General features: G+C 46.9%; 21 protein-coding genes and 2 pseudogenes. 12 read left to right on the forward strand and 11 right to left on the reverse strand.

Annotated features, from left to right (window positions below; translation table 11 throughout):
• Positions 1 to 35: 35 nt before the first annotated feature.
• A complete protein-coding gene (gene trxB, locus HMPREF0658_RS03655) occupies positions 36 to 986 on the reverse strand; it encodes a thioredoxin-disulfide reductase (protein WP_006948616.1) in 951 nt (316 codons plus the stop codon).
• Positions 987 to 997: 11 nt separating this feature from the next.
• On the reverse strand, positions 998 to 1,546 hold the full coding sequence (locus HMPREF0658_RS03660; RefSeq protein WP_024990986.1) for a glutathione peroxidase: 549 nt from the start codon (positions 1,544 to 1,546) through the stop codon (positions 998 to 1,000).
• Positions 1,547 to 1,971: 425 nt separating this feature from the next.
• Here HMPREF0658_RS03660 and HMPREF0658_RS11505 point away from each other — a divergent pair, with 425 nt between their 5' ends.
• A complete protein-coding gene (locus tag HMPREF0658_RS11505; RefSeq protein ID WP_154645748.1) occupies positions 1,972 to 2,121 on the forward strand; it encodes a hypothetical protein in 150 nt (49 codons plus the stop codon).
• A gap of 161 nt (positions 2,122 to 2,282) precedes the next feature.
• Here HMPREF0658_RS11505 and groL read toward each other — a convergent pair whose 3' ends face one another.
• From groL to HMPREF0658_RS03680, 4 genes are all read right to left on the reverse strand, one after another.
• Positions 2,283 to 3,911 (reverse strand): chaperonin GroEL, encoded by a 1,629-nt coding sequence (gene groL, locus HMPREF0658_RS03665; protein ID WP_006948618.1) that lies wholly within the window; start codon positions 3,909 to 3,911, stop codon positions 2,283 to 2,285.
• A gap of 88 nt (positions 3,912 to 3,999) precedes the next feature.
• Positions 4,000 to 4,272 (reverse strand): co-chaperone GroES, encoded by a 273-nt coding sequence (locus tag HMPREF0658_RS03670; protein ID WP_006948619.1) that lies wholly within the window; start codon positions 4,270 to 4,272, stop codon positions 4,000 to 4,002.
• Positions 4,273 to 4,810: 538 nt separating this feature from the next.
• On the reverse strand, positions 4,811 to 6,451 hold the full coding sequence (locus tag HMPREF0658_RS03675; RefSeq protein WP_006948620.1) for a hypothetical protein: 1,641 nt from the start codon (positions 6,449 to 6,451) through the stop codon (positions 4,811 to 4,813).
• Between the two features lie 60 nt (positions 6,452 to 6,511).
• Complete coding sequence (locus tag HMPREF0658_RS03680) at positions 6,512 to 7,576, reverse strand: hypothetical protein (RefSeq protein WP_244860900.1); 1,065 nt, start codon at positions 7,574 to 7,576, stop codon at positions 6,512 to 6,514.
• A gap of 156 nt (positions 7,577 to 7,732) precedes the next feature.
• Here HMPREF0658_RS03680 and prmA point away from each other — a divergent pair, with 156 nt between their 5' ends.
• Positions 7,733 to 8,653 (forward strand): 50S ribosomal protein L11 methyltransferase, encoded by a 921-nt coding sequence (prmA, locus tag HMPREF0658_RS03685; protein WP_006948624.1) that lies wholly within the window; start codon positions 7,733 to 7,735, stop codon positions 8,651 to 8,653.
• Between the two features lie 370 nt (positions 8,654 to 9,023).
• Here the strand turns inward: prmA and HMPREF0658_RS11965 are convergent, their stop codons facing one another.
• From HMPREF0658_RS11965 to HMPREF0658_RS03705, 5 genes and pseudogenes are all read right to left on the reverse strand, one after another.
• Positions 9,024 to 9,650, reverse strand: a complete 627-nt coding sequence (locus HMPREF0658_RS11965; protein WP_309545623.1) for a DUF4476 domain-containing protein — start codon at positions 9,648 to 9,650, stop codon at positions 9,024 to 9,026.
• A 36-nt stretch (positions 9,651 to 9,686) separates the two neighbouring features.
• Positions 9,687 to 10,589 (reverse strand): annotated as a pseudogene (locus tag HMPREF0658_RS11840) (hypothetical protein); the annotation flags it as partial.
• A 379-nt stretch (positions 10,590 to 10,968) separates the two neighbouring features.
• A complete protein-coding gene (locus tag HMPREF0658_RS03695; RefSeq protein WP_024991129.1) occupies positions 10,969 to 11,655 on the reverse strand; it encodes an HmuY family protein in 687 nt (228 codons plus the stop codon).
• Between the two features lie 32 nt (positions 11,656 to 11,687).
• Complete coding sequence (locus HMPREF0658_RS03700; RefSeq protein WP_024991128.1) at positions 11,688 to 14,045, reverse strand: TonB-dependent receptor plug domain-containing protein; 2,358 nt, start codon at positions 14,043 to 14,045, stop codon at positions 11,688 to 11,690.
• 112 nt (positions 14,046 to 14,157) lie between these two features.
• Positions 14,158 to 14,795, reverse strand: a pseudogene (locus tag HMPREF0658_RS03705) (DUF4903 family protein).
• 602 nt (positions 14,796 to 15,397) lie between these two features.
• Between HMPREF0658_RS03705 and HMPREF0658_RS03710 the strand changes: the two are divergent.
• Genes HMPREF0658_RS03710 through HMPREF0658_RS03755 form a run of 10 tightly spaced genes read left to right on the forward strand, consistent with a single transcriptional unit; the run spans position 15,398 to position 25,410 of the window.
• Positions 15,398 to 15,748 (forward strand): NADH-quinone oxidoreductase subunit A, encoded by a 351-nt coding sequence (locus HMPREF0658_RS03710; protein ID WP_006948639.1) that lies wholly within the window; start codon positions 15,398 to 15,400, stop codon positions 15,746 to 15,748.
• The gene (locus HMPREF0658_RS03715; protein WP_006948640.1) at positions 15,739 to 16,362 is read left to right on the forward strand and encodes an NADH-quinone oxidoreductase subunit B; all 624 of its coding nucleotides are present in this window, start codon (positions 15,739 to 15,741) and stop codon (positions 16,360 to 16,362) included. The genes HMPREF0658_RS03710 and HMPREF0658_RS03715 overlap by 10 nt, the downstream gene beginning before the upstream one ends.
• A gap of 5 nt (positions 16,363 to 16,367) precedes the next feature.
• Entirely contained in the window at positions 16,368 to 17,936 is a 1,569-nt protein-coding gene (locus HMPREF0658_RS03720) for an NADH-quinone oxidoreductase subunit D (protein WP_006948642.1), read from the forward strand.
• Between the two features lie 32 nt (positions 17,937 to 17,968).
• Positions 17,969 to 19,051 (forward strand): NADH-quinone oxidoreductase subunit NuoH, encoded by a 1,083-nt coding sequence (gene nuoH / locus HMPREF0658_RS03725; RefSeq protein WP_006948643.1) that lies wholly within the window; start codon positions 17,969 to 17,971, stop codon positions 19,049 to 19,051.
• Between the two features lie 12 nt (positions 19,052 to 19,063).
• A complete protein-coding gene (locus HMPREF0658_RS03730; RefSeq protein ID WP_006948644.1) occupies positions 19,064 to 19,636 on the forward strand; it encodes a NuoI/complex I 23 kDa subunit family protein in 573 nt (190 codons plus the stop codon).
• Positions 19,636 to 20,160, forward strand: coding sequence for an NADH-quinone oxidoreductase subunit J family protein (locus tag HMPREF0658_RS03735; RefSeq protein WP_006948647.1), 525 nt, complete (start codon positions 19,636 to 19,638; stop codon positions 20,158 to 20,160). Before HMPREF0658_RS03730 ends, HMPREF0658_RS03735 begins: the two co-directional genes overlap by 1 nt.
• Positions 20,161 to 20,472, forward strand: coding sequence for an NADH-quinone oxidoreductase subunit NuoK (gene nuoK / locus HMPREF0658_RS03740; protein WP_006948650.1), 312 nt, complete (start codon positions 20,161 to 20,163; stop codon positions 20,470 to 20,472).
• 10 nt (positions 20,473 to 20,482) lie between these two features.
• Complete coding sequence (locus HMPREF0658_RS03745) at positions 20,483 to 22,444, forward strand: NADH-quinone oxidoreductase subunit 5 family protein (RefSeq protein WP_006948651.1); 1,962 nt, start codon at positions 20,483 to 20,485, stop codon at positions 22,442 to 22,444.
• Between the two features lie 14 nt (positions 22,445 to 22,458).
• Complete coding sequence (locus HMPREF0658_RS03750; RefSeq protein WP_024991127.1) at positions 22,459 to 23,964, forward strand: complex I subunit 4 family protein; 1,506 nt, start codon at positions 22,459 to 22,461, stop codon at positions 23,962 to 23,964.
• 15 nt (positions 23,965 to 23,979) lie between these two features.
• Complete coding sequence (locus tag HMPREF0658_RS03755) at positions 23,980 to 25,410, forward strand: NADH-quinone oxidoreductase subunit N (protein ID WP_006948659.1); 1,431 nt, start codon at positions 23,980 to 23,982, stop codon at positions 25,408 to 25,410.
• The last annotated feature ends 604 nt before the right edge of the window (positions 25,411 to 26,014 follow it).

Below are 26,014 nucleotides of genomic sequence, written 5' to 3' on the forward strand. Positions count from 1 at the left end.
AGGCATTCAGATAGTCCTTCTTATCCCGAAAACATTTATTTCAGTCCCGCCCTTTGAAGATACCTATCGGCTTCCAATGCTGCTTGACAGCCCGAACCTGCCGCAGTAACGGCCTGCCGGTAATGCGGGTCGGCCACGTCACCTGCCGCAAACACACCCTCGATGGTGGTGCGTGGAGTGCCGGGAACGGTCTTGATATAGCCCACTTCATCTACCTCCAGCCATGGGCGGAATACATCGGAGTTGGGCTGATGACCGATGGCAAGGAAGAATCCATCTATCGGCAGGTCGTATCGCTCTTCGTCGGACTCGCCCATACGCTTGACCAAATGTACGCCCTCTACGCCGTTTTCGCCGAAGAGTCCTACGGCATTGTGCTCGAAGAGTATCTTGATGTTGGGCGTCTCGCGTACACGCTTCTGCATCACCTCTGAGGCGCGCAAAAAAGGCTTGCGTACCACGAGATAAACCTGCTTGGCCAATCCGGCCAGATACATGGCTTCTTCGCAGGCTGTATCGCCGCCACCAACTACAGCCACCGTCTTTTTGCGGTAGAAGAATCCGTCACATGTGGCACAAGCGCTCACGCCCTGTCCGTTGTATTTCTTCTCATCGGCGAGGCCGAGATATTTGGCCGATGCGCCGGTGGCGATGATAAGGGTGTCGGTCTCAATCTCTACGCCGCGTTCGGTAGTTACGACGTAGGGACGGACCCCGAGGTTGGCTTTCACAATCTCTCCGTCGCGTATGCTTGCGCCGAAGCGTTCGGCCTGTTCACGGAGGTCAACCATTAGTTGGTTGCCGTCCACCCCGTGCGGATAACCGGGGAAGTTTTCCACTTCGGTCGTCGTAGTGAGTTGTCCGCCCATTTGCAGTCCTGCATACAATACCGGTGCGAGATTGGCGCGTGAGGCGTAGATGGCAGCGGTGTAGCCTGCCGGCCCGCTACCCACAATGAGGCATTTCGTATGTTCTCTGTGCTCCATGACGTATCGGTTTATAAGAGCGTTTCAATCTGTTTGGCTATATTAGCGATGCTTTCTGTAGGCTCGAAGCGTGCTACAACCTGACCTTTCTTGTTGATGAGAAACTTCGTAAAGTTCCATTTAATGTCGGGCTTCTGTTGATAGTCGGGGTCTTCCTGCGAGAGTTTCTCATGCAGGATAGGTGCGATGCGATGGCTCATGTCCCAGCCTGCAAAGCCCTTCCGACTCTTCAAAAATTGGTAGAGCGGGTCGGCATCCTCTCCGTTCACTTTTATCTTCTTAAAGCGAGGGAACTCCGTGCCATAGGTCAGCTTACAGAATTCATGGATAGACTCATCGGTGCCCGGTGCCTGTTGGCCAAACTGATTACAGGGGAAGTCGAGCACTTCAAACCCTTGGGCGTGGTGCTTCTTGTAGAGTTTCTCCAGCTCCTCATACTGCGGAGTAAAGCCGCATTTGGTGGCTGTATTGACTATGAGCAACACTTCGTTGGCATATTCTTTCAACGAAACTGCTTTTCCTTTTCTGTCTTTGACAGAGAAATCATACACTGTTTTCATCTTTTTATTGTGTTTATAATTGGTTTGTTGTTGGCAAAGGTAACCAATAATATTGAGAGAATGCCACCGCCCCTCCATAATTTTTTCTAAGCACTCCGTATCATAAGTTCCACTACGAAGTGTAAATAGTCTCTTTTATTAAAAGGGGACTATGAAAAACACTCGGGGAACGCCATCGGCAAGGGATTGAAAGCCCCGACGAGCCAAAATAAAAGTCTTAGTGCTTGCAGAGCTTCCGCAAATAACAAAATAAAAATTTTAGTGCTTGCAGAGCTTCTGCAAATAACAAAATAAAAATTTTAGTGCTTGCAGAGCTTCTGCAAATAACAAAATAAAAATTTTAGTGCTTGCAGAGCTCCTGCAAATAACAAAAAATAAAAAAAATACATTGTTTGTCGTAAGCGAAGAAGGAAATCATCGCACTGATGGTCAACGAGCAGTGGTTGTCCGAGCAAATCAGAGGGTGGATGCTGCGCAAAGGGAAAACGTGCGTCTGCATCGAAACCATTTACAGTTATATCCGCTTCGACCGTTCTTACCGTTCTTGTGGAGGGGAACTCTACGGACGAGACTAAACTTCTCAACACCAAAACAACAGTTTTACAATCGGATTACATAGATTCGCACTTGTTATTGGAATCTGCGTACCACTACGTATAGTGGAGATACGGAAATCGGGTCGGGAGACAGTGCTCCCGACCCGATTGATGGATAGATTTTGTCGTAACGACAGGTATTACATCATGCCGCCCATACCGGGGTTGCCCATCGGCACGGCAGGTGTTTCCGACGGCTTGTCTACGATGAGGCATTCTGTGGTGAGGAACAAGCCTGCGATGGAAGCTGCATTCTCTAATGCCACGCGTGCCACTTTGGCAGGGTCTATTACACCGGCCTTGCGCATGTCTTCATACACATCGGTGCGAGCGTTGTAGCCGAAGTCGCCTTTTCCTTCACGTACTTTCTGCACAACAACGGCACCTTCGCCACCGGCGTTGTACACGATTTGGCGCAACGGTTCTTCAATGGCGCGTTCTACGATGTTGATACCGGTCTGTTCATCGGCATTGTCGCCTTTCACATTTTTCAGAGCGTCGAGTGCACGGATGTAGGTTGTACCGCCACCGGCCACAACACCTTCTTCGATGGCTGCACGAGTAGCGCAAAGTGCATCGTCTACACGGTCTTTCTTCTCTTTCATCTCTACCTCGCTGTTTGCACCTACGTAGAGCACAGCCACGCCACCGGCAAGTTTGGCCAAGCGTTCTTGCAACTTCTCCTTGTCGTAGCTGCTCGTGGTGTTAGCTATTTCGTTCTTTATCTGAGCCACACGGTCGGCAATGAGCTGTTTCTCACCGGCACCGTTCACGATGGTCGTATTATCCTTCGATACCACGACCTTATCGCAAGTACCGAGCATCTCAAGTGTAGTCTGCTCCAACTTCAACCCCTTGTCTTCGCTGATAACGAGACCGCCCGTCAACACTGCAATGTCGTCGAGCATAGCCTTGCGACGGTCGCCGAAGCCCGGAGCTTTCACGGCACATATCTTTAAGCCGCCACGTAAGCGGTTCACTACAAGGGTCGTTAATGCCTCTGAGTCCACATCTTCTGCGATAACGAGCAACGGACGGCCGCTTTCTGCTGCGGGTTGCAGGATGGGCAGGAAGTCTTTCAGGTTGCTTATCTTCTTGTCGTAGATGAGGATATAGGGGTTGTCCATCACGCATTCCATCTTGTCCGTATCGGTCACGAAGTAGCCCGAAAGGTAACCGCGATCGAACTGCATACCCTCTACTACACCGATGTAAGTCTCACGGCTCTTGCTTTCTTCGATGGTGATAACACCGTCTTTCGATACCTTACGCATGGCATCTGCCAACAGTTTGCCTATCTCGGGGTCGTTGTTAGCGCTCACAGTTGCCACTTGTTCTATCTTATCGTAGTTATCATTCACCTTTTCGGCTGTGCTCTTAATATGGGCAACAACGGCATCTACAGCCTTGTCGATACCGCGTTTCAAATCCATCGGATTTGCTCCTGCGGTCACGTTTTTCAAACCTTCTGTCACAATAGACTGTGCCAGAATGGTAGCCGTCGTGGTACCGTCGCCGGCATCGTCGCCGGTCTTCGAGGCCACGCTCTTTACAAGTTGTGCGCCCGTATTCTCAAACTTGTCTTCCAACTCTATCTCCTTGGCCACTGTTACACCGTCTTTTGTTATCTGAGGTGCACCGAATTTCTTCTCTATTACCACATTGCGGCCTTTCGGTCCCAAGGTTACTTTCACTGCGTCGGCCAGTTTGTCTACGCCTTTCTTCAAGAGGTCGCGTGCCTCTGTTTCGTATTTAATTTCTTTTGCCATAATTTTGAATGTTATTTATTTGTTGTTATATGTAGGGTGAGTCGTCTATCCGACTCCGCTCGCAAAAGCATCCTGTCTTCTGCGATACCTATTGGTTGATGACGGCAAACACATCGCTTTGGCGCATGATGAGGTATTTCTCCCCCTCATATTCCAATTCCGTGCCGGCATATTTGCCGTACAACACCTCGTCGCCTGCTTTTAATACCATCTCTTCATCCTTGGTTCCGTTGCCTGCAGCTACGATTTTTCCATGAAGAGGTTTCTCTTTTGCTGTGTCGGGAATGATGATTCCGCCCACGATTTCTTCGGCTTGTGCCGGTAATACCAACACTCTGTCTGCCAATGGTTTAATGTTCATAACTTTTCTTTATTTAATGGATATATCTAAAAATTCTACTCTCCGTTATGCGAAAAGCGTGCCAAATCTGCCAACTGACATATCTGTCAGCCCGTCAGGTATCATTTCTGACAGTTCTACATCTCCATTTGCGCGAAGAAAGTACTTTTAATTCGTAACTTTTTACCCCGTTTTTGTAATGGTTCTTTGATATTTGATACTCAAAAGTTCGAGATTGTAACTTTTAATGGTCATAAAGTTACAGATGATAAGTCGGCATCTGTACCCTGTACAAATGCCGTTTGTACGTGGTACAGATACGATTTGCACAGAGAAGGGTCGGCAACCTTTCTTGGCTCAAATCGTATTCTTTAACGATTGAAAGGTAAGCACTGAAACGAAGTTCGCTATTCGCTTCGCACAGCGAATGTCGTTTCCATAGCTTACGCTGCACCTCATGCCATGATACTCCTCCCAAAGAAGGGTGGTAGAAACAAAGAGAGGAAACTACTTATAGCGTGTAGCTTCCTCTTTCCATTGGTATGTCTCTTCGACGCAATCAGAATCTGTAACCTACCGTAAACAATACTTGATGACGTTTGTTGCTTACACTGACGGGATTCACATTGTTTGTTTCCAGCGTGGTGTGTCCGCCACCATCTGTTACACTGGCACTCATCCCATTGGTAAAGGGGTAGAAATCGCCGTTGGTAGTGCTGTATTGATAGGCAAGGTCGAGCGAAAGTTTTTCTACCGTATAGCCTAAGCCACAGGTAAACCGTTGGGTAGCTTTCCAATTGGTATAATCGCTTGCCGAACTGTAATAAGAACCCTCGGAATTCAAAGACCCATCTTTATATCCAAACTTGCTGTACATCGGTGAGACGTAGTTGTAGCCAAGTCGGAGAGCAAGGGGTTGGGTGGGCTTTACCTCCATACCTAATCGTACGGTAGACACACCTTTAAGCGTCCTCTTGGTATGACGATTCATCACTTCATCACTCGAAGAGGAATCATAGTAAGTATCGAAGTACGCGTCGTAGTAGCCGCCGTCTTTGTATCGGTTATCGAGATATGCATAGTCAGTATACTCGAAAGTTGCACCTAAGGCGAGATATTTGTCTATGGTATGTCCGATGGAGGCACCAAATTTCCACGGAGTATTGAGCCTGAAGTCGTAGGATTCGTTGGAGTCTCCTCGGTCATAAGCCCCTACACCGGTGGTTTTATTGAAGAGTGTGGTATAGTTCTTCGTGGTGAGGTCATACCAAATAGGTGTAGCTACCGACAAGCCAATGCGGAAAGGAGAGGCCTCTATAGGTCGGAAGATGAGACCTGCTTTGAAATCGAAACCCGCACCTGTTATCGTGCGCTCATCGGCGATGATGACATCTCCTACCGGTGTACCGCCACTGCCCACGAGATGTTCTACGTATTCACTGTAACCTTTGTAGTGTACATCGTGTAAGCCAAGTGTCAATCCCAAGTAGACGCGGTCGTGTATGTTGGCACTCATGTTGAAGTCGTAGTCACCTATATATCCGCTGTGTTCACGATTGAACAGGTATCCATTAGCTGCGTTATAGCCGTAATCATGGGTGTTAGGGTCTACGAGCAAGGCATTCCAATAAAGATAGTCCAGCTGGTTGAAGGAACGAGCTGTCTTTGAACTCGTATTGCTTTCGTATCCGATGTAGCGCCCATTGGAATTTTTCCCGATATTGAAACCTCCTGCTGACATGGAACCAAGTGCACCTTTTATATACGACTGTTTGTTTTGTGATGCATTGTTCAGCGCACTCGATGCGGAAAGGATGTAGTCGAAATTGGCACTTTTATGGTAATTGAATGCGAAATTCAGGAAAGAGTTGTCGTTTGAATGCGTGACATAGACGAATCCTAATTGGTCAAAACTCATATTGGATTTGTTTGCGTCGGAGAAATTCTTGGCATCTTGCTGCGATACAAGACCGAAAGAGAGACTTCCCGTTGAGTGACGGAACAAGCCTATACCTGCGGGGTTGGTACCGATGGTGGATATATCTGCACCCAACGCTTCCATGGCTCCACCCATTCCGACGTAGCGGGCTGTACCGTTCAAATCCTGTTTGGCTATCTTTGCACTCTCATAAGTTTCCTGTGCCCCTACGGGAGCAATGAGCAACATTGAGGCAAAGAGTATAAAAAAAGTTCTTTTCATAACGTAATCATCTTTGTTTATTAGGGTATATACATCTTATTTCAAGGTGCCTGTCTGTTGTTAACGACGTCCGCCGAAGCTACCTCCGCCACCGGAGCGTGTGCCACCACCGCCACCGCTGCCTATACTGCCACCGGAGCGTGAGCCGCTGAATGAGCCTCCACCCGTAGAACCCGAATTGCCGAAACTGCGGTTTTCAAAAGTGCGAGTTGGCGTGTTGGTGTTTCGCGTATTGTCATAAGACCGACTACCGGAGAAGTTTCCACTACCGGAGCGTGTGCCATTGCTTACGCCCCTTTCCATACTGCCACCGGAACGTGAGCCACTGAACGAGCCTCTATCATAGGCATTTGAGTTGCCAAAGTCGCGGTTTTCAAAGTCACGGGTTGGCGTGTTGGTGTTTCGCGTATTGTCATAAGACCGGCTGCCGGAGAAGTTTCCGCCCCTGTCGGTTGCATCGCGTGCTCCCGACCGAGTTGAGTTCGTGCCTGTCGCATTGATACCTCTTCTTGGTCCGCTGAAGTCATCGTAACCATAGGAATACAGTCTGTCGCCCCCTCGTCTGCCGACGTCTCCATGATTGCGTGTACCCCTTACCCCACCATAATAGTAGTATCGGGGAGCATAGTAGCCGGGGTAACTCCATCCATAGTCATAATAATAACCTCGCCATCCGTAGTCGTAGTATGGATATCTCCATCTATAGCTATAGCTATACCAATAGTAAGGTCTTGGTCCGTACCAAGTGTAAGGCCATGGTCTGTAAAAGCTATAATACCCATACCAATAGGGGTCGTAATCCCAATAGTTATTATAGTAATAATCGTTCCAACCGTAATAACCGTCAAATCGTCTCATCCTCTGACTATACGTGTAATCGTCGTAGTCATCGTCGAAACGACGGTCTCTGTCTCTGCAGGCCGACCGCTTTTCCTCGGCCGGTTCGGCAGGGGTTCTGCGATTGTACTCATCGATATCGCGATAACTGCTGCGGTAAGAAGGAGCCGTTTGGGATTTATCGGTATCGGCCTTCTCTGTACTTCGTTTGGGTATGAAGTACAAATCATCGTTCTGTGCATATAAAGACAGTGGCATAATGCCTGTCCAGACTGCTAAAAGAATCATTTTCTTTATCATGATGATACTCCTTTCTGTTATTTGGTATTCTTTTTTCTATGGCAAAAATACGAATTCTCTATATGCAAATGTAAGGAAAAACCCTAAATAGCGGTAGGTTATTCCCTATTTTTTATAACTTTGTACTTAAAATTTAACGGAGAAATGAAATATTGGGAAGTAAACTTTACGATTTCCTCTATAAAGATAGACAGCAAAGGGAAACAAACGAGAGGTGTCCCGACACCCGACGACTTGCAGACTGCTCGTGATTTGGTAGCTGCTCTTGCAGGAGATGCCGGCTTCGAAGCCTTTGAAGATAGTGACGACGGAGTAAAAGGATATGTGCAAAAAGCATCTTTCAGCAAGCAAGCACTGAGCGAGTGTTTGCAGTCCTTTCCCATGCCGCATATCGTCGTTTCCTATACCGTGCAGGAAGCAGAAGACAGAGATTGGAACGAAGTATGGGAACAGGAAGGTTTTGAACCTATAGTGATAGCTGGAAAATGCGTGATTCACGATGGGAAACATGAGAAAGTTTTGAGCGGAAGCACGCCAATGATGGAGATACGGATTGATGCCCGACAGGCTTTCGGTACGGGAACGCATCCCACAACTCATATGATTGTCTCGATTTTGATGGACATGGAGAAAACGTTAGAAACGACGATGAAAGGAAAACGAGTTCTCGATTGCGGGTGTGGCACCGGCATTCTTTCTATTATTGCTTCCCAATGCGGAGCTTCGTTCATTACGAGTTACGACATTGATGAGTGGAGTGTGGAAAACACTCGTCATAATGCCCTACTCAATCAAGTGGACAATATTGAGGTACTCCATGGTACAGTGGATGTGCTTTCCCATGTAGACGGCGTATTTGATATAGTGTTGGCCAATATCAACCGTAATATCTTATTGGCCGACATGCCTCAATTTAAGGAGGTGATGTCCGCAGGTGGCATCCTTATCATCAGTGGCTTTTATGAGGAAGATTGTCGCTTGATAACAGAGAAGGCCGAGATGCTGGGACTTCATGAGGTGCGACGGGATGCGATGGATGGCTGGTGCTGCATGGTGCTACAATAGGAAGGAAATGAAATCGTTTGGGTAAACGACATAAAAACGAAACGCTCTCTCTTCACAGAGGGAGCGTTTCAATCTCAATAGGTATTAGCTTTTTTTTAAGGTAAAAAGATTGTATTCAGGATAACGATTGCAAAATTAAAGGATATTTTACTACCATGCAAATCTTTTTATATGTTAGAAAACATGTTTTCCCCTTTTGTTGATAGGATTTCCTCTTATGTGTTACAAAATAAATTTCATACAACGATGCGTGTTTTCTTTTACAATATAGATAAATGCAGATGGTAAAATATCCGTAAACTTCTGATATACAGAAAAATCTATGGACATACTTTCATATCAGCATATCCATAGATTCATGGCCGGAATATCATCTTCGGCGGACATTCTGCATCATATCTGCCGCCTTATCTTTATCGCTGTCAAAAGTAAAAACTCGATAGATGGAATACGCATTTTCCGGATCGACGATGTGGCGGGACATGAGTTTCAGTGCCTTCAATCGCTCATCGGAGAATGAGAAAAGCTCCATAAGGCGGGCGCATTGGTTGCATGTATAATAACAACCCAAGGTGGCGACTTCCAGCAGACTGTATTTGTCGGAATCGAAGCTGGCCTTTTTCACCTTATTATACAGCCATGAGAAATCAGTCTCGTTCAGACAGAAAATGTCATAAGGGTAAGGCATTACATCGCCGACCATTCCCCCATCATAGGGACGCATAGGATGTCGGCCTGCATCTTTTGCCTCGTCGGACGAAGGCAAGTCGACAGTCCGGTACCTCACCACCCTATCGTTTCGATTGAAATCTACGAGAATCTTCGAGACCCGACTGTCAAGCAACCCTCCTATCACCTTGCGGTATTCCCATTGTTCGCCGTATTCATCAAAGCTCGTTGCGCTCGGTTTTCCCAAAATCTCTGTCACTTCCTGTTTGCTCATGCCGCGCGTCACTACGCGCTTATCCTTTGCTGAAGCGGTGACGCTGCCCGCCATCAACAGCAGAATGAGCCATATAGCCGCCACTTTGTTTCTTTTCTTCCCGCTTTTTATCCACAGGTAGATGGCCAACGCGACGAACACTAAAAGCGTAAGACACATTTCAAGGGCATAACGCTCAGGTTGCAACCATATCTCTGTGAAGAAATTGATACGACCGAGTATCTCGACAGGTGTCCAGAAGATGATAACCGTGGCGATGGCCATGCGTATGTTGGCACCCCATGAGGCAAGTTTGAGTTGCCGGCGAAACATAAACAACGCTCCGATAAAGCAACCCAACCCCACAAGGAACGTCACGGGATGGTGGTCGCCAAGGAAATGCTTGTCGTAACAGAACATCAGCAGCAGATACAAAGCCCAGAGCATCATGTTGAGTTCCATGAATGTGACGATAGACGTGTGGCGCGTCATGGGTTGGACAACGATTTTCGGTCGATGACTGCGAAAGCATACTTTCTGAATCCATGTGATGAAATCGCAGCCGTTTTTAGTGCTGAATATATACATGGTCATGACCATCATCCACAGCCCGAAGGTTGCCGGCATGATGAGGTATTCGGGTTTGGTCACCACCACACCGTTTTCCATCTCGGGCTGTACGCCGTAGCGGCGGGCATAGTAGAGGAAGAGAAATTCCACCCAACCTGTCCAGAAGAGCAGACCGCCGAAGAGTCCCCAAAGGGTTTGGCGTGTATCACTTTTCACCACCACACCTACAATAACCATCACAAGGCCTACAAAGCCCATGATAAAACCGGCCGAGTGGATGGCAGAGGCCGAAAGCGTGCGCTCCATGATAATCATGAGGGCATGCCCCAGCGGCATGGCGAAGAGTACGAGGAAGAACGAGGCTAACGTGCGCCCCCAATAGTTTGGTTTTGTACCGCGCGATGCTTCACCGACGGTAGCAGATGGTTGCAATGGTTTGTTCATTTTTATTCTTATTTTTAATTATTGATAGTCGTTGTATAGTCGGTAGCATGTCACCGATGCCGGCGAAGTGTCCGACGAGGTAGTCTGAGTGTCAAGCGGTGCCGGCATCATTGAAATCGGGACGAAAGAGTGCCAAGCGGTGCCGGCATCATTGAAATCGGGACGAAAGAGTGCCAAGCAGCCCCGGCATCATTGAAATCGGGACGAAAGAGTGCCAAGCGGTGCCGGCATCATTGAAATCGAGACGAAAGAGTGCCAAGCGGTGCCGGCATCATTGAAATCGAGAGCAAAGAGCGCCAAGCAGTCCCAAAATCATTGAAATCGGGACAAAAGAGTGCCAAGCGGTGTCGGCATCATTGATACCGAGCGCGGCGGAGGGTCAGGGCGCAGCAAGTTCTTCGATGTAGTAACTCATCTGTCCGCCAACGTCGCCGATTTCCACATCGCCCTTATACCAACTGATGATTTGCAGTTTGTAGTAGTGTTTGCCATCAGCAGAGCGCACCACGTAGGTGTGGAACGACGGGGTATGAACGGGTGGAGGGCCAGAGAACGTCATGGCGCGAGCCAGCGTCGGGTTGGCACTGGTATTCGTTGTGGCCGGCCCGCGATTGGGGTCGAACCACGGGTTCTGGTCGAAGTCGAGATGATGGGCGATGAGGTATTGGTTCCAATCTTTGCGCGACATGGTTATGACCACAGTGCTGTCGTCTACCGCCCACTCCAGCGATGCCGGCAATTGGCTCACACTCGTCCATCGGTCGTAGTCTCCATAGCCTAAATCGGCTGCCCCGCCTTTGCCTATACCACTGGTTCCGCTGTTGGTACGCAGGCGATACCCGCAGAAAGCGATGTCCCAATCGGTGCGTGCGGTCTGCTCGCCTTCGCGGATGTCTTGATTAGGTGCCGAGAGATTGAATGCTTTGCCCGTGCGCAGGTTGAAGTACAGCCAATCGTTGGTTACGCCCGTGGTATATCCTGTTACACGGGGTAGAGTCTTGCCCGTGAAAGGTTCGGCCTCATAGGCGACGCAACCTGCAAGCGATGCCACAGCCACGGCGAGCATGATGGCATGGCATAAGAGGTGAGTAGCTCGTATCATTTCCGTTTCTTCTTTAGCGTGTTGATGATGTTGTCTAATAGAATTTCGGCTTGCAGCCATGCGCGGGCACCGGTGGTGGCGGGTATGTTGAACATCGTAATGCCCGAACCCAGCGTGCGGGGCACGTAGTTGAAGAGGTTGTCCACCCCAAGTGTGAGCTTCGCTTTGTTGTAGAACGTCTGCGAGAGCGAAAGATTGCAGAGCACATAGGCGGGCAACGTACAGCGAAAATAGGCATCGTAACTCTTGGCGTGCCCGTCTACCCACAGACGGTCTTGCACGTCGAACTGTTTCCGCCCCATAAACGATGCGCTCAATACCACGCCGAGGCGGTAGTTTCTGCGGTCGAGCCTATAGTCGATACTTCCCGTTGCAGCATGCGGCGAGGTGGTGTTTACCTGTACGCCGTGCTGTTTGCTCACGTTCACAAAGCTGTAGGTAGCGTTCATGGCGAGGCCGTCGAGTATCTTCCATTTCATCAATGCCTCCACGCCCAACATGCGTTGACGACTTAGGTTGGTGTATTCAAAGTTGTATTGCATGTCGTAAACACGCCACACTCCTTCTATTTTCTTGCGGAAGAAGTTGCCGTAGAGGTTCACATTCATGAAGAATCGCCGGCTGCTATATTCGGTTCCTACTGCAAAATAGTTGTTTTTCTCGGGGTTCAGATATTCGTTGCCGCGAATTTGAAACATGCCTAAATGGTCCCAATTGAAGAAGAGTTCCTTGATGCTCGGTGCGCGATACCCCATGGAATAGTTAGCTCGGAAAGACCATCGGTCGTCGGGTGAGAACTTCATGGCCAGCTTCGGCATCCACATGAAGCCGAATACTTCGGAGAAATTGGTACGCACGCCGGCCGATAACATCCATCGGTCGTTGACAGTCCACTCGTCTTGCGCAAAATATTCGGTTTCTTTCAATGCGCGGGTAGTCATCGTTCTGCGCACGAAACGGTCGCTTGTCAGTTCGTCGCTCGTATGCTCCACGCCGAGAATCATCGCATGTCCCTTCAAATAATGGCTCGTAATGGAAAAGCGCGGCTCCCATATCGTACTCTCATACACCTTCTTTCGATAGTCGATACGTTCGTGTCGTTTGAAGCGATTATAGAAATCACCGTGCAAGGAGAGGTGCATGGCAAACCAATCCTTGACTTTATAGTTGGCCTTAAAGCCCGTCATAAAGTCGCGCGACTGTGTGAAATTCATGTCTTGTATCAGGTCGTAGGTGTTCATATAGAAGAGTGCACCGTAGGCTTCCATGCTTAGGTTCTTGCAAGGTTCGAAATATAACTTCTGCGATGCTGAAATATGCTCCGTCCCTTCGATGCCCATGGGTGGACGCGGGGTCTCGCTTGTCATCGTGATATCGTGGGGAAGAAAGGGATTGGCCTCCTTTGTGTACACCTTTTTATCGTGTTCTGATTGGTACAGGTAAAAGGCATCACACTCGCTGTACCAAACGTCGGTCTGCGAAGTAACCATGCCCATTCTCGCACCTGCCGAGACCCACGCCTGCAAATTGGGGCGGTCGCTGTTTTTCTCAAACATATACAGAAAGTCTTTCTTTGAAGGGTTGCGGAAGTTGCGCTCGTTCATCTGCCCGTAGCGCAGCCCTGCCTGTATGTCGAGAGGTTTGAGTGTCTTCTTCGATATGAGGTTGATGACCGCTCCGGAAGCCCTGCTTCCGTAAAGGGTGCTGCTGGCTCCTTTCACGATTTCTATGCGGTCGATAGCGTGCAGGTTGAATCGTTCGTAATCTAAGTTGCCTGCCATATCGCCTGTCATGCGTTCTCCGTCGTGCAAAAAGAGTACATGGCGCGCATCAAGCCCCTGCATGGAGATATCGTTACCAAAGCCTACTTTCTGTATATTCAATCCGGGTGTCTCCTGTTGCAAGGCATGTTTCAGGTCTCCATAGCCTGCATCTACCAACGCTTTACCGCCAATCACCTGCGTGGTGATGGCCGAGAGTTTGATGGGACGCTCTGTTCGCGAACCTGTTACCACAATGTCGCTCAGGTGCATCACGTCTTCGCGCATGTAGATATTTACCTCTTGCATCGTGGGTTCCACAGCTCCGCTCACAACGGCGTAACCATTCGACGCCACCTTATAATATATAATGCCTCTTTCAGGAAAGGAAATCACAGCATGTCCCTCTACGTCTGTCAGCACACTCGTCGGTTTTTGCATCTGACGGTCGGCAGCATACGTGATAACAGCGGCCACCATGGGCTGTTCCGTTCCTTTCTCTTTCACTGTGAACTTGACAACATGCTGTGCTTGTACGCCGGCATAACCTGCGCACAAAAGCCATAAAAAAAACATGAGTCTGATTCCTTTCATTGATTTGTCAGGCATCTTTTATCTGCTAAAAAGAGGGGATGGGAGTACTTGCGTTCTCTCATTCCCTCTTTTCCCGTTTACTTTTCAAAGCTGCGAACAATGGAAGCACACCTTACAGGCCGTGATTTTTCTTCCATTCCGCCAAGTCTTTTTCGTATTTGGCAAGTTCCTGTTCAAAGTTCTTGATACGGTTTTTATCGATGGTTTGCAAGAAACATTCCGAACGAGCACCCATGAAATTGTAATCAACGGCAAATTCTATTTCACCGGTATTTATGTTCAAATACCCCTTTACACCGGCTCCGCTACCTGTTTTTTAGTCTCCGTATCGCTCGCCGATGTGGAAACGTTTCCGTCCGTGCCTTCAAACTTGACCCAGCCACTGCCTTTATGTTCGTCTTTTTCCCATGTTCCTAATTGCAAGAACTTGGTTTCGCACCTGAATGTAACGCTGAATGGCATCTTTCCTACTTTGAAGTTGGGCAATGACAATACCATGATGTCATTCTCTTTCCATGTAAAATTAAACTTTGTAGGACAGCCCGTCGGCAGCAACGTATTATCCACTCCTTTCAAATAGGCCTTGGTAGACAATACAATATCACCGTTCAACAGTCCTTTTGCCTTAGCGATGTCAGCCTCGGGAAGTGCCTTTTTCGTGTTTTCATTATCGCTGGAGCAACTTGAAACAGCAAAAGAAAACATCATTATGAGACAAATGAATAAATAAAAATTCTGTTTTTGTTTCATCTTCGTTCTTTTTTCTTGTTTTAAAATTATGCGCCAAAGTTATCATATATTTTTGAATATTGCAATATTCATTCATCGTTATTTTCTGTTTTTTCGTTTTTTGCGCCGTAAGAGTATGCATCCGGCAAGTCTAAAAGTAACTCATCCTACCTTTGGAAAAATACTTCAAAACCACACAGCATAAGTCATTTCATATCTCGTTTATTATCAAATAGTTCTCGCTCGATACGCCGCAGACATCTCATCTCTTAGCTTTTACACGCTTGAAGCTATGCTTTTACGAACTAATAGCTTAGCTCTTACAGTGTCAGAGCTATGCTTTCAGGAATTGATTGGAAACCAGCATCCGTCTTCCGGTACAATTTTCCTGTTTTATTGGGCATGCAATCTCCTTATCATACGCGAAAAAACACCGTATATTCCGTCAGATTTATTCCTTTGAAAGAAAAATTTATAAATATTGAGAGGTTATAAGAATTAATTTACTATCTTTGCCACCGCTTAGCAAAACAGATGACACTTTCAAACCCTTGGGAGTGTTTTTTATATGCAAGGCCTACCTATAGCGTAAAAGATTTTTAAAGCATATTATTGAAGAACTTATGTATTTTATCTTGTTCATCACCGTTTTAATAACGGCTGTTTTCTTAGTTGTGGCGGCATACGCCATCGCTAAGTGGATAGGTCCGCGCTCTTATAACAAGGTAAAAGGAGAACCGTTTGAATGTGGCATACCTACACGGGGGTCGGCATGGATACCTGTGCATATAGGCTACTATCTTTTCGCCATCCTTTTCCTTATGTTCGACGTGGAAACTGTCTTCCTTTACCCGTGGGCAGTAGTTGTTAAAGAATTCGGAAGCATGGCTCTTGTCAGCATCGGCTTCTTTATGTTGGTACTGGTATTTGGCCTTGCATACGCATGGCGGAAAGGAGCACTCGAATGGGAATGAAGAAACCGAATATCAAGAGTATTCCGTACAAGGAATTTAAAGACAACGAATCGCTGGAGAAAATTGCCCAAGAGTTGCATGAAGGCGGAACAAACGTGGTCTTGGGAACGCTCGACGACCTCATTAACTGGGGGCGGTCGAACTCTCTGTGGTCATTGACATTTGCCACAAGTTGCTGCGGTATAGAATTCATGTCTGTGGGTTGTGCCCGCTACGACTTTGCCCGCTTCGGCTTCGAGGTGACCCGTAACTCGCCAAGACAGGCCGATCTCATTATGTGTGCAGGCACTATTACCAACAAAATGGCACCTGTGTTCAAGAGATTGTATGACGAGATGGCCGAACCGAAATACGTTATCGCTGTCGGCGGCTGTGCCATTTCGGGCGGACCGTTCAAGTCCAGCTATCATGTAGTAAGAGGTATCAATGAGATAGTTCCCGTTGATGTATACATTCCCGGATGTCCGCCACGACCGGAAGCCATCCTTTACGGCATGATGCAGCTTCAGCGCAAGATAAAAGTTGAGAAGTTCTTCGGTGGAGCCAATCATAAAGAAAAGAAACCGATTATCGTTAATGACGTGCCGGAAGACTTTAAAATAAATAAGGAGTAACCGATATGAAGCTGGAAAATAAAATATTTGAGCTGAATGCGTTCCCCACAGAAATGGAGAAACTCAGAAACGAGCAGCATTTAGACTTCCTTGTAACCATCATCGGCGAAGACTTCGGCGAAGAAGGCTTAGGGTGTATCTATCTGTTGGAAAACACCGAAACACACGAACGTATCAGCGTGAAACTCATCGCTAAGGAACGAGACAACGCTTACTTACCCTCCGTATGTCATTTGTGGAAAGGTGCAGAGCTGTTGGAACGCGAAGTGTACGACTTCTACGGCATCCGATTCATCGGGAACCCAGACATGCGCCGCTTATTCCTGCGCTCCGATTTCCAAGGCTATCCTTTCCGAAAGGATTATGACATGGATCCGGAGAAGAACAAGTTTCCTTTGGAGGATGATTTGGAGCCTGATTATACGCTGCAATACGAGTTGGATCATCATGGGAACGTTTTAGAAAAGAAAGTACCGCTATTTACTGACGACGAATACGTTATCAACATCGGCCCTCAACACCCTGCAACACATGGCGTGTTACGGCTTCAAACCGTACTCGACGGTGAGGTTATCAAACGTATTTATCCGCATTGTGGCTATATACACCGTGCTGTGGAAAAGATATCGGAAAGCTATTTGTACCCGCAGATACTTCCTTTTACAGACCGTTTAGACTACCTTAGCGCAATGATGAACCGCCATGCATTGGTGGGTGTCATAGAGGAGGCAATGGGCATAGAGCTCTCCGACCGTATCAAATATATCCGTACCATCATGGATGAATTGCAACGCTTGGACAGCCATCTGCTGTTCTACAGTTGCTGCGGACAGGACTTGGGTGCCCTGACAGCATTTATCTATGGCATGCGCGACAGAGAAGAGGTGCTCAACGTCATGGAAGAGACCACCGGCGGACGCTTGATACAGAACTATTATAAAATAGGTGGACTGTTGGATGATATTGATCCGAACTTCGCAAGAAATGTGAAGAAACTTTGCGAGTATATCAAACCGAAGTTCAGAGAATATCAGGATATCCTTACCGGCAATGTGATTTTGCAGAACCGGTTTAAGAATGTCGGCGTATTGTCAAAGGAAGAGGTGATTTCTTATGGATGTACGGGAGGTACAGGGCGTGCTGCCGGATGGGCTAACGATGTGAGAAAGAACCATCCTTACGACCTTTACAACCAAGTAGACTTCAAAGAAATCGTGTATAACAACGGCGACAGCTTCGACCGTTACATGGTACGTATGAAAGAAATGGAGCAGAGTGTTCACATTCTCGAACAACTGATAGACAATATTCCCGAAGGCGACTTCTATATCAAGCAGAAACCTGTCATCAAAGTTCCCGAGGGACAATGGTACTTCTCCTGTGAGGGAAGCCGTGGCGAGATTGGCGTTTATCTCGACTCCAGAGGCGACAAGATGCCGTATCGACTGAAATTCCGACCTATGGGACTACCCTTGGTTGCCGCCCTTGATACGGCCTGCAGAGGCGAAAAGATAGGAGACCTTATTGCTGTAGGCGCTTCGATGGACTATGTCATACCCGACATTGACCGTTAAACATTCATCATCAACTATAAAAATTAACTGAAGTGTTTGATTTTTCTATTATAACGACATGGTTTGACGGTCTTCTCCGAAACACATTAGGGCTCGGAGACCTCGCGTCAATTCTCATAGAATGCGTAGTAGTGGGGCTACTGATACTATTATCTTACGCCGTCTTCGCTATCATTCTTATTTTTATGGAGCGCAAAGTGTGTGCATACTTCCAATGCCGGTTAGGCCCGATGCGTGTCGGACCTTGGGGATTGCTGCAAGTTTTGGCAGATGTGCTCAAGATGTTGATAAAAGAAATCTTTCCTGTCGATAAGGCAGATAAGTTTCTTTACACACTCGCACCGTTTTTGGTGCTTATCGGTTCAGTAGGCGCTTATTCGTTCCTGCCATGGAACAAAGGAGCTTCTATTCTCGATTTCAATGTAGGCATCTTCTTAGTAACAGCCGTTTCCAGCATCGGTGTGTTAGGGATATTCATGGCTGGATGGAGCTCCAACAATAAATTCGGTGTGGTTTCAGCCATGCGTGGAGCCGTTCAGATGATTTCTTACGAGATGTCGCTTGGACTATGTCTTATCACCGCAGTCATTCTGACGGGAACCATGCAGATGTCGGGAATTGTAGAAAGTCAGGCAGATGGCTGGCTTATCTTCAAAGGACACATACCTGCGCTTATTGCGTTCTTCGTCTTCCTGATTGCCGGAAATGCCGAAGCAAACCGCGGTCCCTTTGACCTTGCCGAGGCAGAGAGCGAATTAACGGCCGGCTATCATACGGAATATTCAGGCATGGGCTTCGGTTTCTTCTATTTGGCAGAATACTTGAACCTCTTTATCGTTGCCGGATTGGCTGCCACTGTCTTCCTTGGAGGATGGATGCCTTTACATATCGGAGGCTGGGAGGGCTTCAATGCTATCATGGACTATATCCCCGGCATCGTATGGTTCTTAGGAAAGACCTTTATGCTGATATGGGTTCTGCTTTGGATTAAGTGGACATATCCACGCCTGCGCATAGACCAGATATTGAAATTGGAATGGAAGTATCTGATGCCTCTATCGTTGTTGAATCTGGTTTTAATGACTATCGTGGTAGCTTTCGGGCTTCACTTCTAATGAAAGGGAAAGATGAAAGACAAGAAAAAATCATATTTCGGCGAAATAAAGGATGGCATGAGCTCCCTGCTTACGGGACTCGGCGTTACATGGAAAGAATATTTCACAAAGAAAGTAACGGAGCAATATCCTGAAAATCGTAAGACCGAACACATTTCGGAACGGCATAGAGCCATATTGACAATGCCCCACGACGAGAACGGAGTTAATAAATGTGTGGCTTGCGAGTTATGCCAGAAAGCATGTCCGAATGGCACCATCACCGTATTAAGTCAGATGGTAGTTAAAGAAGACGGGAAGAAGAAGAAGTTATTGACCGACTATGTGTACGACTTAGGTGACTGCATGTTTTGTAATCTCTGTGTAGATGCCTGTCCGCATGATGCCATCCGCTTCTCAAATAACTTTGAAAACTCAGTATTTGACAGAAATGTATTGGTGCAGCATCTCAACATTCCTCCTACCAAGGAAGCTATGGAACAGTATGAGGCCAATGCAAAGAGAATAGAAGAGGAAAAAGCCGCTGCCGCTGCAGCTAAGGCGGCAGAGGATGCTTCAACAGAAAAAACGGAGGAAACGAAATAATGGCAAACCTAATTATCTTTGGAATTTTAGCTGCAATCATTTTGATTTCAGCCGTATTTTGCGTCATGACAAAGCGTATCATGCGCGCTGCCACATTCTTGCTGTTTGTACTCTTTGGAATCGCAGGCATCTATTTCCTGCTCGACTACACTTTCTTAGGGGCAGCACAGCTCAGCATCTATGCCGGTGGTATTACGATGATATACATCTTTGCCATACAGTTGGTATCGAAAAGAACGCTGCAAGGACTGACCGAACACGTGAAAGGAAGCCAATTGGTGTTAGGCATTTTGCTCTCATTGGCGGGATTGGTCACAGTCGTGGCTGTATTGTTGAAGAACGAATTCATAAACAAAGCGATGGAAATGGCAGATAGCGAAGTGCCGATGAAGACTATCGGAACAGCACTCATGGGGTCTGAGAAGTACCAATATGTGCTACCTTTTGAATTTATCTCCATATTCCTTTTGGCTTGTATCATTGGCGGCCTGATGGTTTCGCATAAAAAGAAGGAGGAACAATAAATGACAATACCTGTAGAATACTTCTTTGTGCTTAGTGCACTTTTGTTCTTTATCGGTGTCTTCGGATTCATTACGCGGCGCAATCTCATTGCTATGCTGATTTCCGTAGAACTGATTCTGAATGCCGTAGATATTAATTTCGCCGCATTCAACCGCATTCTTTACCCGGGAGAGTTTGAAGGCTTCTTCTTCACTCTTTTCTCTATCGGAGTCAGTGCGGCAGAGTCGGCAGTGGCCGTAGCCATCATTCTGAATGTTTACCGCCACTTCAAGAGCGATCAGGTGAACAGTATTGAAAACATGAAATTATAAAATTGCGATTATGGATTACAGTTATGTATTTTTAATACTACTTCTACCTGCATTGTCTTTCCTTGTGGTGGGACTTTTAGGTATGAAGATGAGCCACAAGGTAGCAGGCCTCATAGGAACCTGTTCCTTAGCTGCGGTAACGATACTGTGCTATTATACAGCTATCGAATACTTCCTGATAGCAGGGCGCGAGGGGCAGTTGTACCCCACGGTAACAGCTTTCGACATGACGTGGCTTAGGTTTACCGACCTACTGACCTTTCATATAGGATTCCGCCTGACACCTATCTCGGTGATGATGCTCATCGTTATTTCGACGGTCAGCCTCATGGTACATATTTATTCCTTTGGTTACATGCACGGGGAGAAAGGTTTCCAACATTATTATGCTTTCCTTTCACTCTTCACCATGTCGATGCTCGGGCTCGTTGTGGCTACGAACATCTTCCAAATGTATCTGTTCTGGGAACTTGTAGGTGTATCTTCCTATCTGCTCATCGGCTTCTATTATTCCACAAAGGCAGCTGTTGCCGCCTCAAAAAAGGCATTTATTGTAACACGGTTTGCCGACTTGTTCTTCCTGATAGGTATCTTAATTTACAGTTTCTATGTAGGGACATTCAATTACGACCTGTCACAGATGAATCCTGAAAACATGGAGGCACTCCACCAAAACGCATGGATTATTCCCACAGCACTCTTCCTTATGTTTATCGGAGGTGCCGGAAAGAGTGCCATGTTCCCACTTCATATATGGTTGCCCGATGCTATGGAGGGTCCGACACCTGTCTCCGCACTCATTCATGCAGCCACAATGGTCGTTGCAGGCGTATATCTTGTAGCGAGCTTGTTCCCTCTCTTCATCGAATTTGCTCCGCAAGCATTACATTGGATAGCCTATATTGCAGCCTTTACAGCATTCTATGCCGCAGCTGTAGCTTGCTGTCAGAGCGATATAAAACGAGTATTGGCATTCTCAACCATTTCCCAAATCGGCTTCATGCTTGTAGCTTTAGGTGTTTGCATGCCCGACCCTGAGACAAACGTTGTGGCACAAACGAGCGAAGAATTTGCCGATGTAAATGGTCTTGGTTATATGGCCGGCATGTTCCACCTCTTTACCCATGCCATGTTTAAGGCCTGTTTATTCTTAGGAGCAGGATGTATCATCCATGCAGTGCATTCCAATGAAAAAGCATATATGGGTGGTTTACGCAAATATATGAAAGTTACTCACATCACGTTCCTTATCTGCTGTTTGGCTATTGCCGGCATTTTCCCGTTCAGCGGTTTCTTCTCAAAGGATGAAATCTTAGTGGCATGCTACAACTTCCATCCTGCAATGGGCATGATTATGAGTGCTATTGCCGCGATGACGGCTTTCTATATGTTCCGTCTCTATTATGTGATATTCTGGGGAAAGAGCTATTACGAGACCCATCAAGAGCAGGGAGCAAAGAAACCCCATGAGGCACCTCTCACGATGACGACACCGCTCATTGTCTTGTCTGCCATTACGATTCTCTGCGGATGGATTCCATTCGGTCATTTTGTATCGGCCAACGGATTGAGTTTTGACACTCATGTGAATTGGACGGTAGCCATCTCATCCACAATATTGGCGATTTGCGGCATTGCCCTTGCCACCTTTATGTATAAGGGAGAAGAAACGCCGGTGGCCGATGCCCTTGCCAGAAGATTCTCTACACTCCATCAAGCAGCCTACAAGCGTTTCTATATGGATGAAATCTGGCAATTCGTTACCCACCGCATCATCTTTCGCTGCATAAGTACACCCATTGCATGGTTTGACCGCCATGTCATCGACGGTACATTCAACTTCCTTGCATGGAGCTCCAACGAGGCCGGAGAGAGTATCAGAGGCTGGCAGAGCGGCGATGTACGCCATTATGCCGCATGGTTGCTGGCAGGTTCCATAGCCCTTACTTTAATATTGTTATGTATTTTATAATGTAAGTTAGAAAAATGAATATATTAACATTATTCGTCTTAATACCTTCACTGATGTTGTTGGGTCTTTGGATTTCCCGCAACACCCATCAGGTACGTAGTGTGATGGTGGCAGGTGCATCATGTTTGCTTGCACTCTCCATATGGCTCACTATCATATTCATTCAGATGCGCCAAGCAGGAGACACGGCTCCCATGCTCTTTACTTACAGTTCCGTTTGGTTCGCACCACTCAATATCTGTTATTCGGTAGGTGTCGATGGCATCTCTGTTGTGATGTTACTTCTGACAAGTATCATTGTTTTCACAGGAACATTTGCCTCATGGCAGCTCAAGCCCATGACGAAAGAATACTTCCTTTGGTTCACACTCTTGTCGATAGGTGTATATGGATTCTTCATCTCCATCGACATGTTTACCATGTTCATGTTCTATGAGGTGGCGTTGATTCCCATGTATCTGCTTATCGGCGTATGGGGTAGTGGTAACAAGGAGTATGCAGCCATGAAACTTACCCTGATGTTAATGGGCGGTTCTGCTCTTCTCATTATCGGTATTCTCGGTATTTACTTCTTCAGTGGGGCAACAACCATGAATGTGATTGAGATTGCGGCCATGCACAACATTCCCGTTTCTATACAGAAGGTATTCTTTCCTTTTGTCTTCATCGGTTTCGGAGTGCTCGGTGCATTGTTTCCATTCCATACTTGGAGCCCCGACGGTCATGCCTCTGCGCCCACAGCCGTTTCCATGTTACATGCCGGAGTGTTGATGAAATTAGGAGGATACGGTTGCTTCCGCATTGCCATGTTCCTGCTTCCTGAAGCTGCACACGACCTTGCATGGATATTCTTGATACTCACGACCATCTCCGTTGTTTACGGAGCATTCTCCGCATGTGTACAGACAGACTTGAAATACATCAATGCCTACTCTTCCGTGTCTCACTGCGGATTGGTACTTTTCGCACTCCTGATGATGACACAGACATCTTGTACAGGTGCCATCCTTCAGATGTTGTCTCACGGATTGATGACTGCACTTTTCTTCGCGCTCATCGGTATGATTTACGGACGTACACACACACGTGATATCCGTCAGTTGAGCGGTCTCATGAAGATTATGCCTTTCCTCGGAGTAGGTTATGTCGTAGCCGGTTTGGCCAACCTCGGATTACCGGGTTTCTCGGGTTTCGTGGCTGAAATGACCATCTTCGTCGGCTCATTCCAAAACGCCGACACGTTCCATCGTGCTGCAACCATCATTGCCTGCACAAGTATCGTCGTTACGGCGGTCTACATCTTGCGCACGGTAGGCTTCATTCTGTTCAACAAAGTGGAGAACCCGCACTACGAAACCTTAACAGATGCAACTTGGGATGAAAGAGTTGCCGTTTGCGGACTTATCGTTTGTGTGGCCGGACTGGGTCTTGCTCCCCTTTGGGCGAGCCAAGTCATCAGCGATACCATAGGCCCCATGATTGAACACATCAACAGCATATCTGTCATCGCATCACTTTAATAAACAGAATAGATAATGGATTACAGTCAATTTCTAAATATGATTCCCGAAGCCACATTGATGGCTGTGCTTGTTATCGTCTTTTTAGCCGATTTCATATCATCCGGCAAGACGATACGTAAATGGTTTAATCCGCTGGTATGCATACTGATGCTTGCACAAGTACTTATCAACATTTGTCCGCAAGAACCTGTCTCGACATTCGGAGGCCTGTATGTTACTTCCCACTCGGTAAACATCATGAAAACCATACTTGCTGCAGGAACACTCATTGTTTTCATACAAAGCCGACAATGGCTGTCGCGTGAAGACACAAAACGTTACGAGGGAGAGTTCTACATGCTCACCATCTCCACCCTGCTGGGTATGTTCATGATGATGAGTTCGGGCAGTTTCCTCATGTTTTTCTTAGGATTGGAGATGGCTTCCGTGCCCTTGGCCTGCCTTGTGGCTATGGATAAATACCGTTCCAACTCGGCAGAAGGTGCAGCCAAGTTCATCCTTACAGCCACATTCTCCAGCGGAGTAATGCTCTATGGAATATCTTTCATCTATGGCTCGGTAGGCACCTTATACTTTGAAGATGTCGTTGAAAAGCTAACGGTCACACCCATGAACATCATGGGATTGGTATTCTTCTTTACCGGACTTGGCTTTAAAATAAGTTTAGTACCGTTTCATTTCTGGACAGCAGACACCTATCAAGGCGCGCCCACTACCGTTACGGGCTATCTAAGCGTGATTTCCAAAGGTGCGGCAGCCTTTACTTTGATGACTATACTCATGAAAGTATTCGCTCCGATGACTGTTTATTGGGAATACCTGCTTTACATCGTCATCGTGTTGAGTATCACCGTAGCCAACCTCTTTGCCATCCGTCAAAGCGAACTGAAACGTTTCATGGCATTCAGTTCCATCTCTCAAGCCGGCTACATCATGCTGGCCGTAGTGGGTAACAGCAGTATGGGTGTTGCCGCACTCATTTACTACGTACTTATCTATATCGTAGCAAACATGAGTGTCTTTTCCATCATCAGCGTGATAGAGCAAAACAATCACGGCAATACGCAGATGGATGCCTACAACGGACTGTACACCACCAATCCCAAGCTGTCGCTCCTCATGACACTTGCCCTCTTCTCGCTCGGTGGTATTCCCCCGTTTGCAGGCATGTTCAGCAAGTTCTTCGTCTTTATGGCTGCTGCCCAGCAAGGCAGTACATGGGCGTATGCCGTATTGTTCTTGGCTTTGATTAACACGGTTATCAGCCTGTACTACTATCTGCTCATCGTGAAAGCCATGTATATCAACAAGAACGAGAACCCGTTGCCCGCCTTCAAGAGCGATTTCAATACCAAACTTGCACTTGCCATCTGTACGTTCGGCATCTTACTCTTCGGTATCGGCAGCTTCTTCTACGAGTGGATATACCAAGCAGCCTCATAAAGATGAGTGCCTTTTGAAAGCTCCGCGGGGAAACGATGAGAGCTTTCATCTTCCATTACCTAATCATATAGCCCGCACGGTTTGAGCCTTTTCTCAACCGTGCGGCTTTTCGTATGGGATGAAACGAGACTTCTGTGCCAATAAGCATTCTATTGCAGTCTTCGCTTAGTTATATTCATCAAGTCGATGAAACAGGGTTTATCATCGTCTTTACAATAGGCAATACAAACTCCCATCATGATGGGAATTTAATATTGCTTATTATTGCTGTCCGGTAAATATTTTTGTTATATAAAAGTTAAGGGCTAAAATCCTCTTTTGGATTTCAGCCCTTTTCGTTACTTTTGTTTCTACTATTAAACTTCAATAACATGGGCAAAAATACACATTTTATTGGGTAATAAATTATCCAGACGTGGATAATGACCTATCCAAACGTGGATAAGGGATTATACAAGTGTGTATAACTAACGGTATAAGGGTGGTGTGGTGTTTGGGGGTTAGTATAAAACGAAGAAGGCCTTGGAGGGGGATATCTCCAAGGCCTTGTATGAAAAAGAAAGTGGTCGTCTACTTTCCCGCATTGGCGGTACGATGGCGGCGA

Source organism: Hoylesella marshii DSM 16973 = JCM 13450 (assembly GCF_000146675.1).
Taxonomy (GTDB): domain Bacteria; phylum Bacteroidota; class Bacteroidia; order Bacteroidales; family Bacteroidaceae; genus Prevotella; species Prevotella marshii.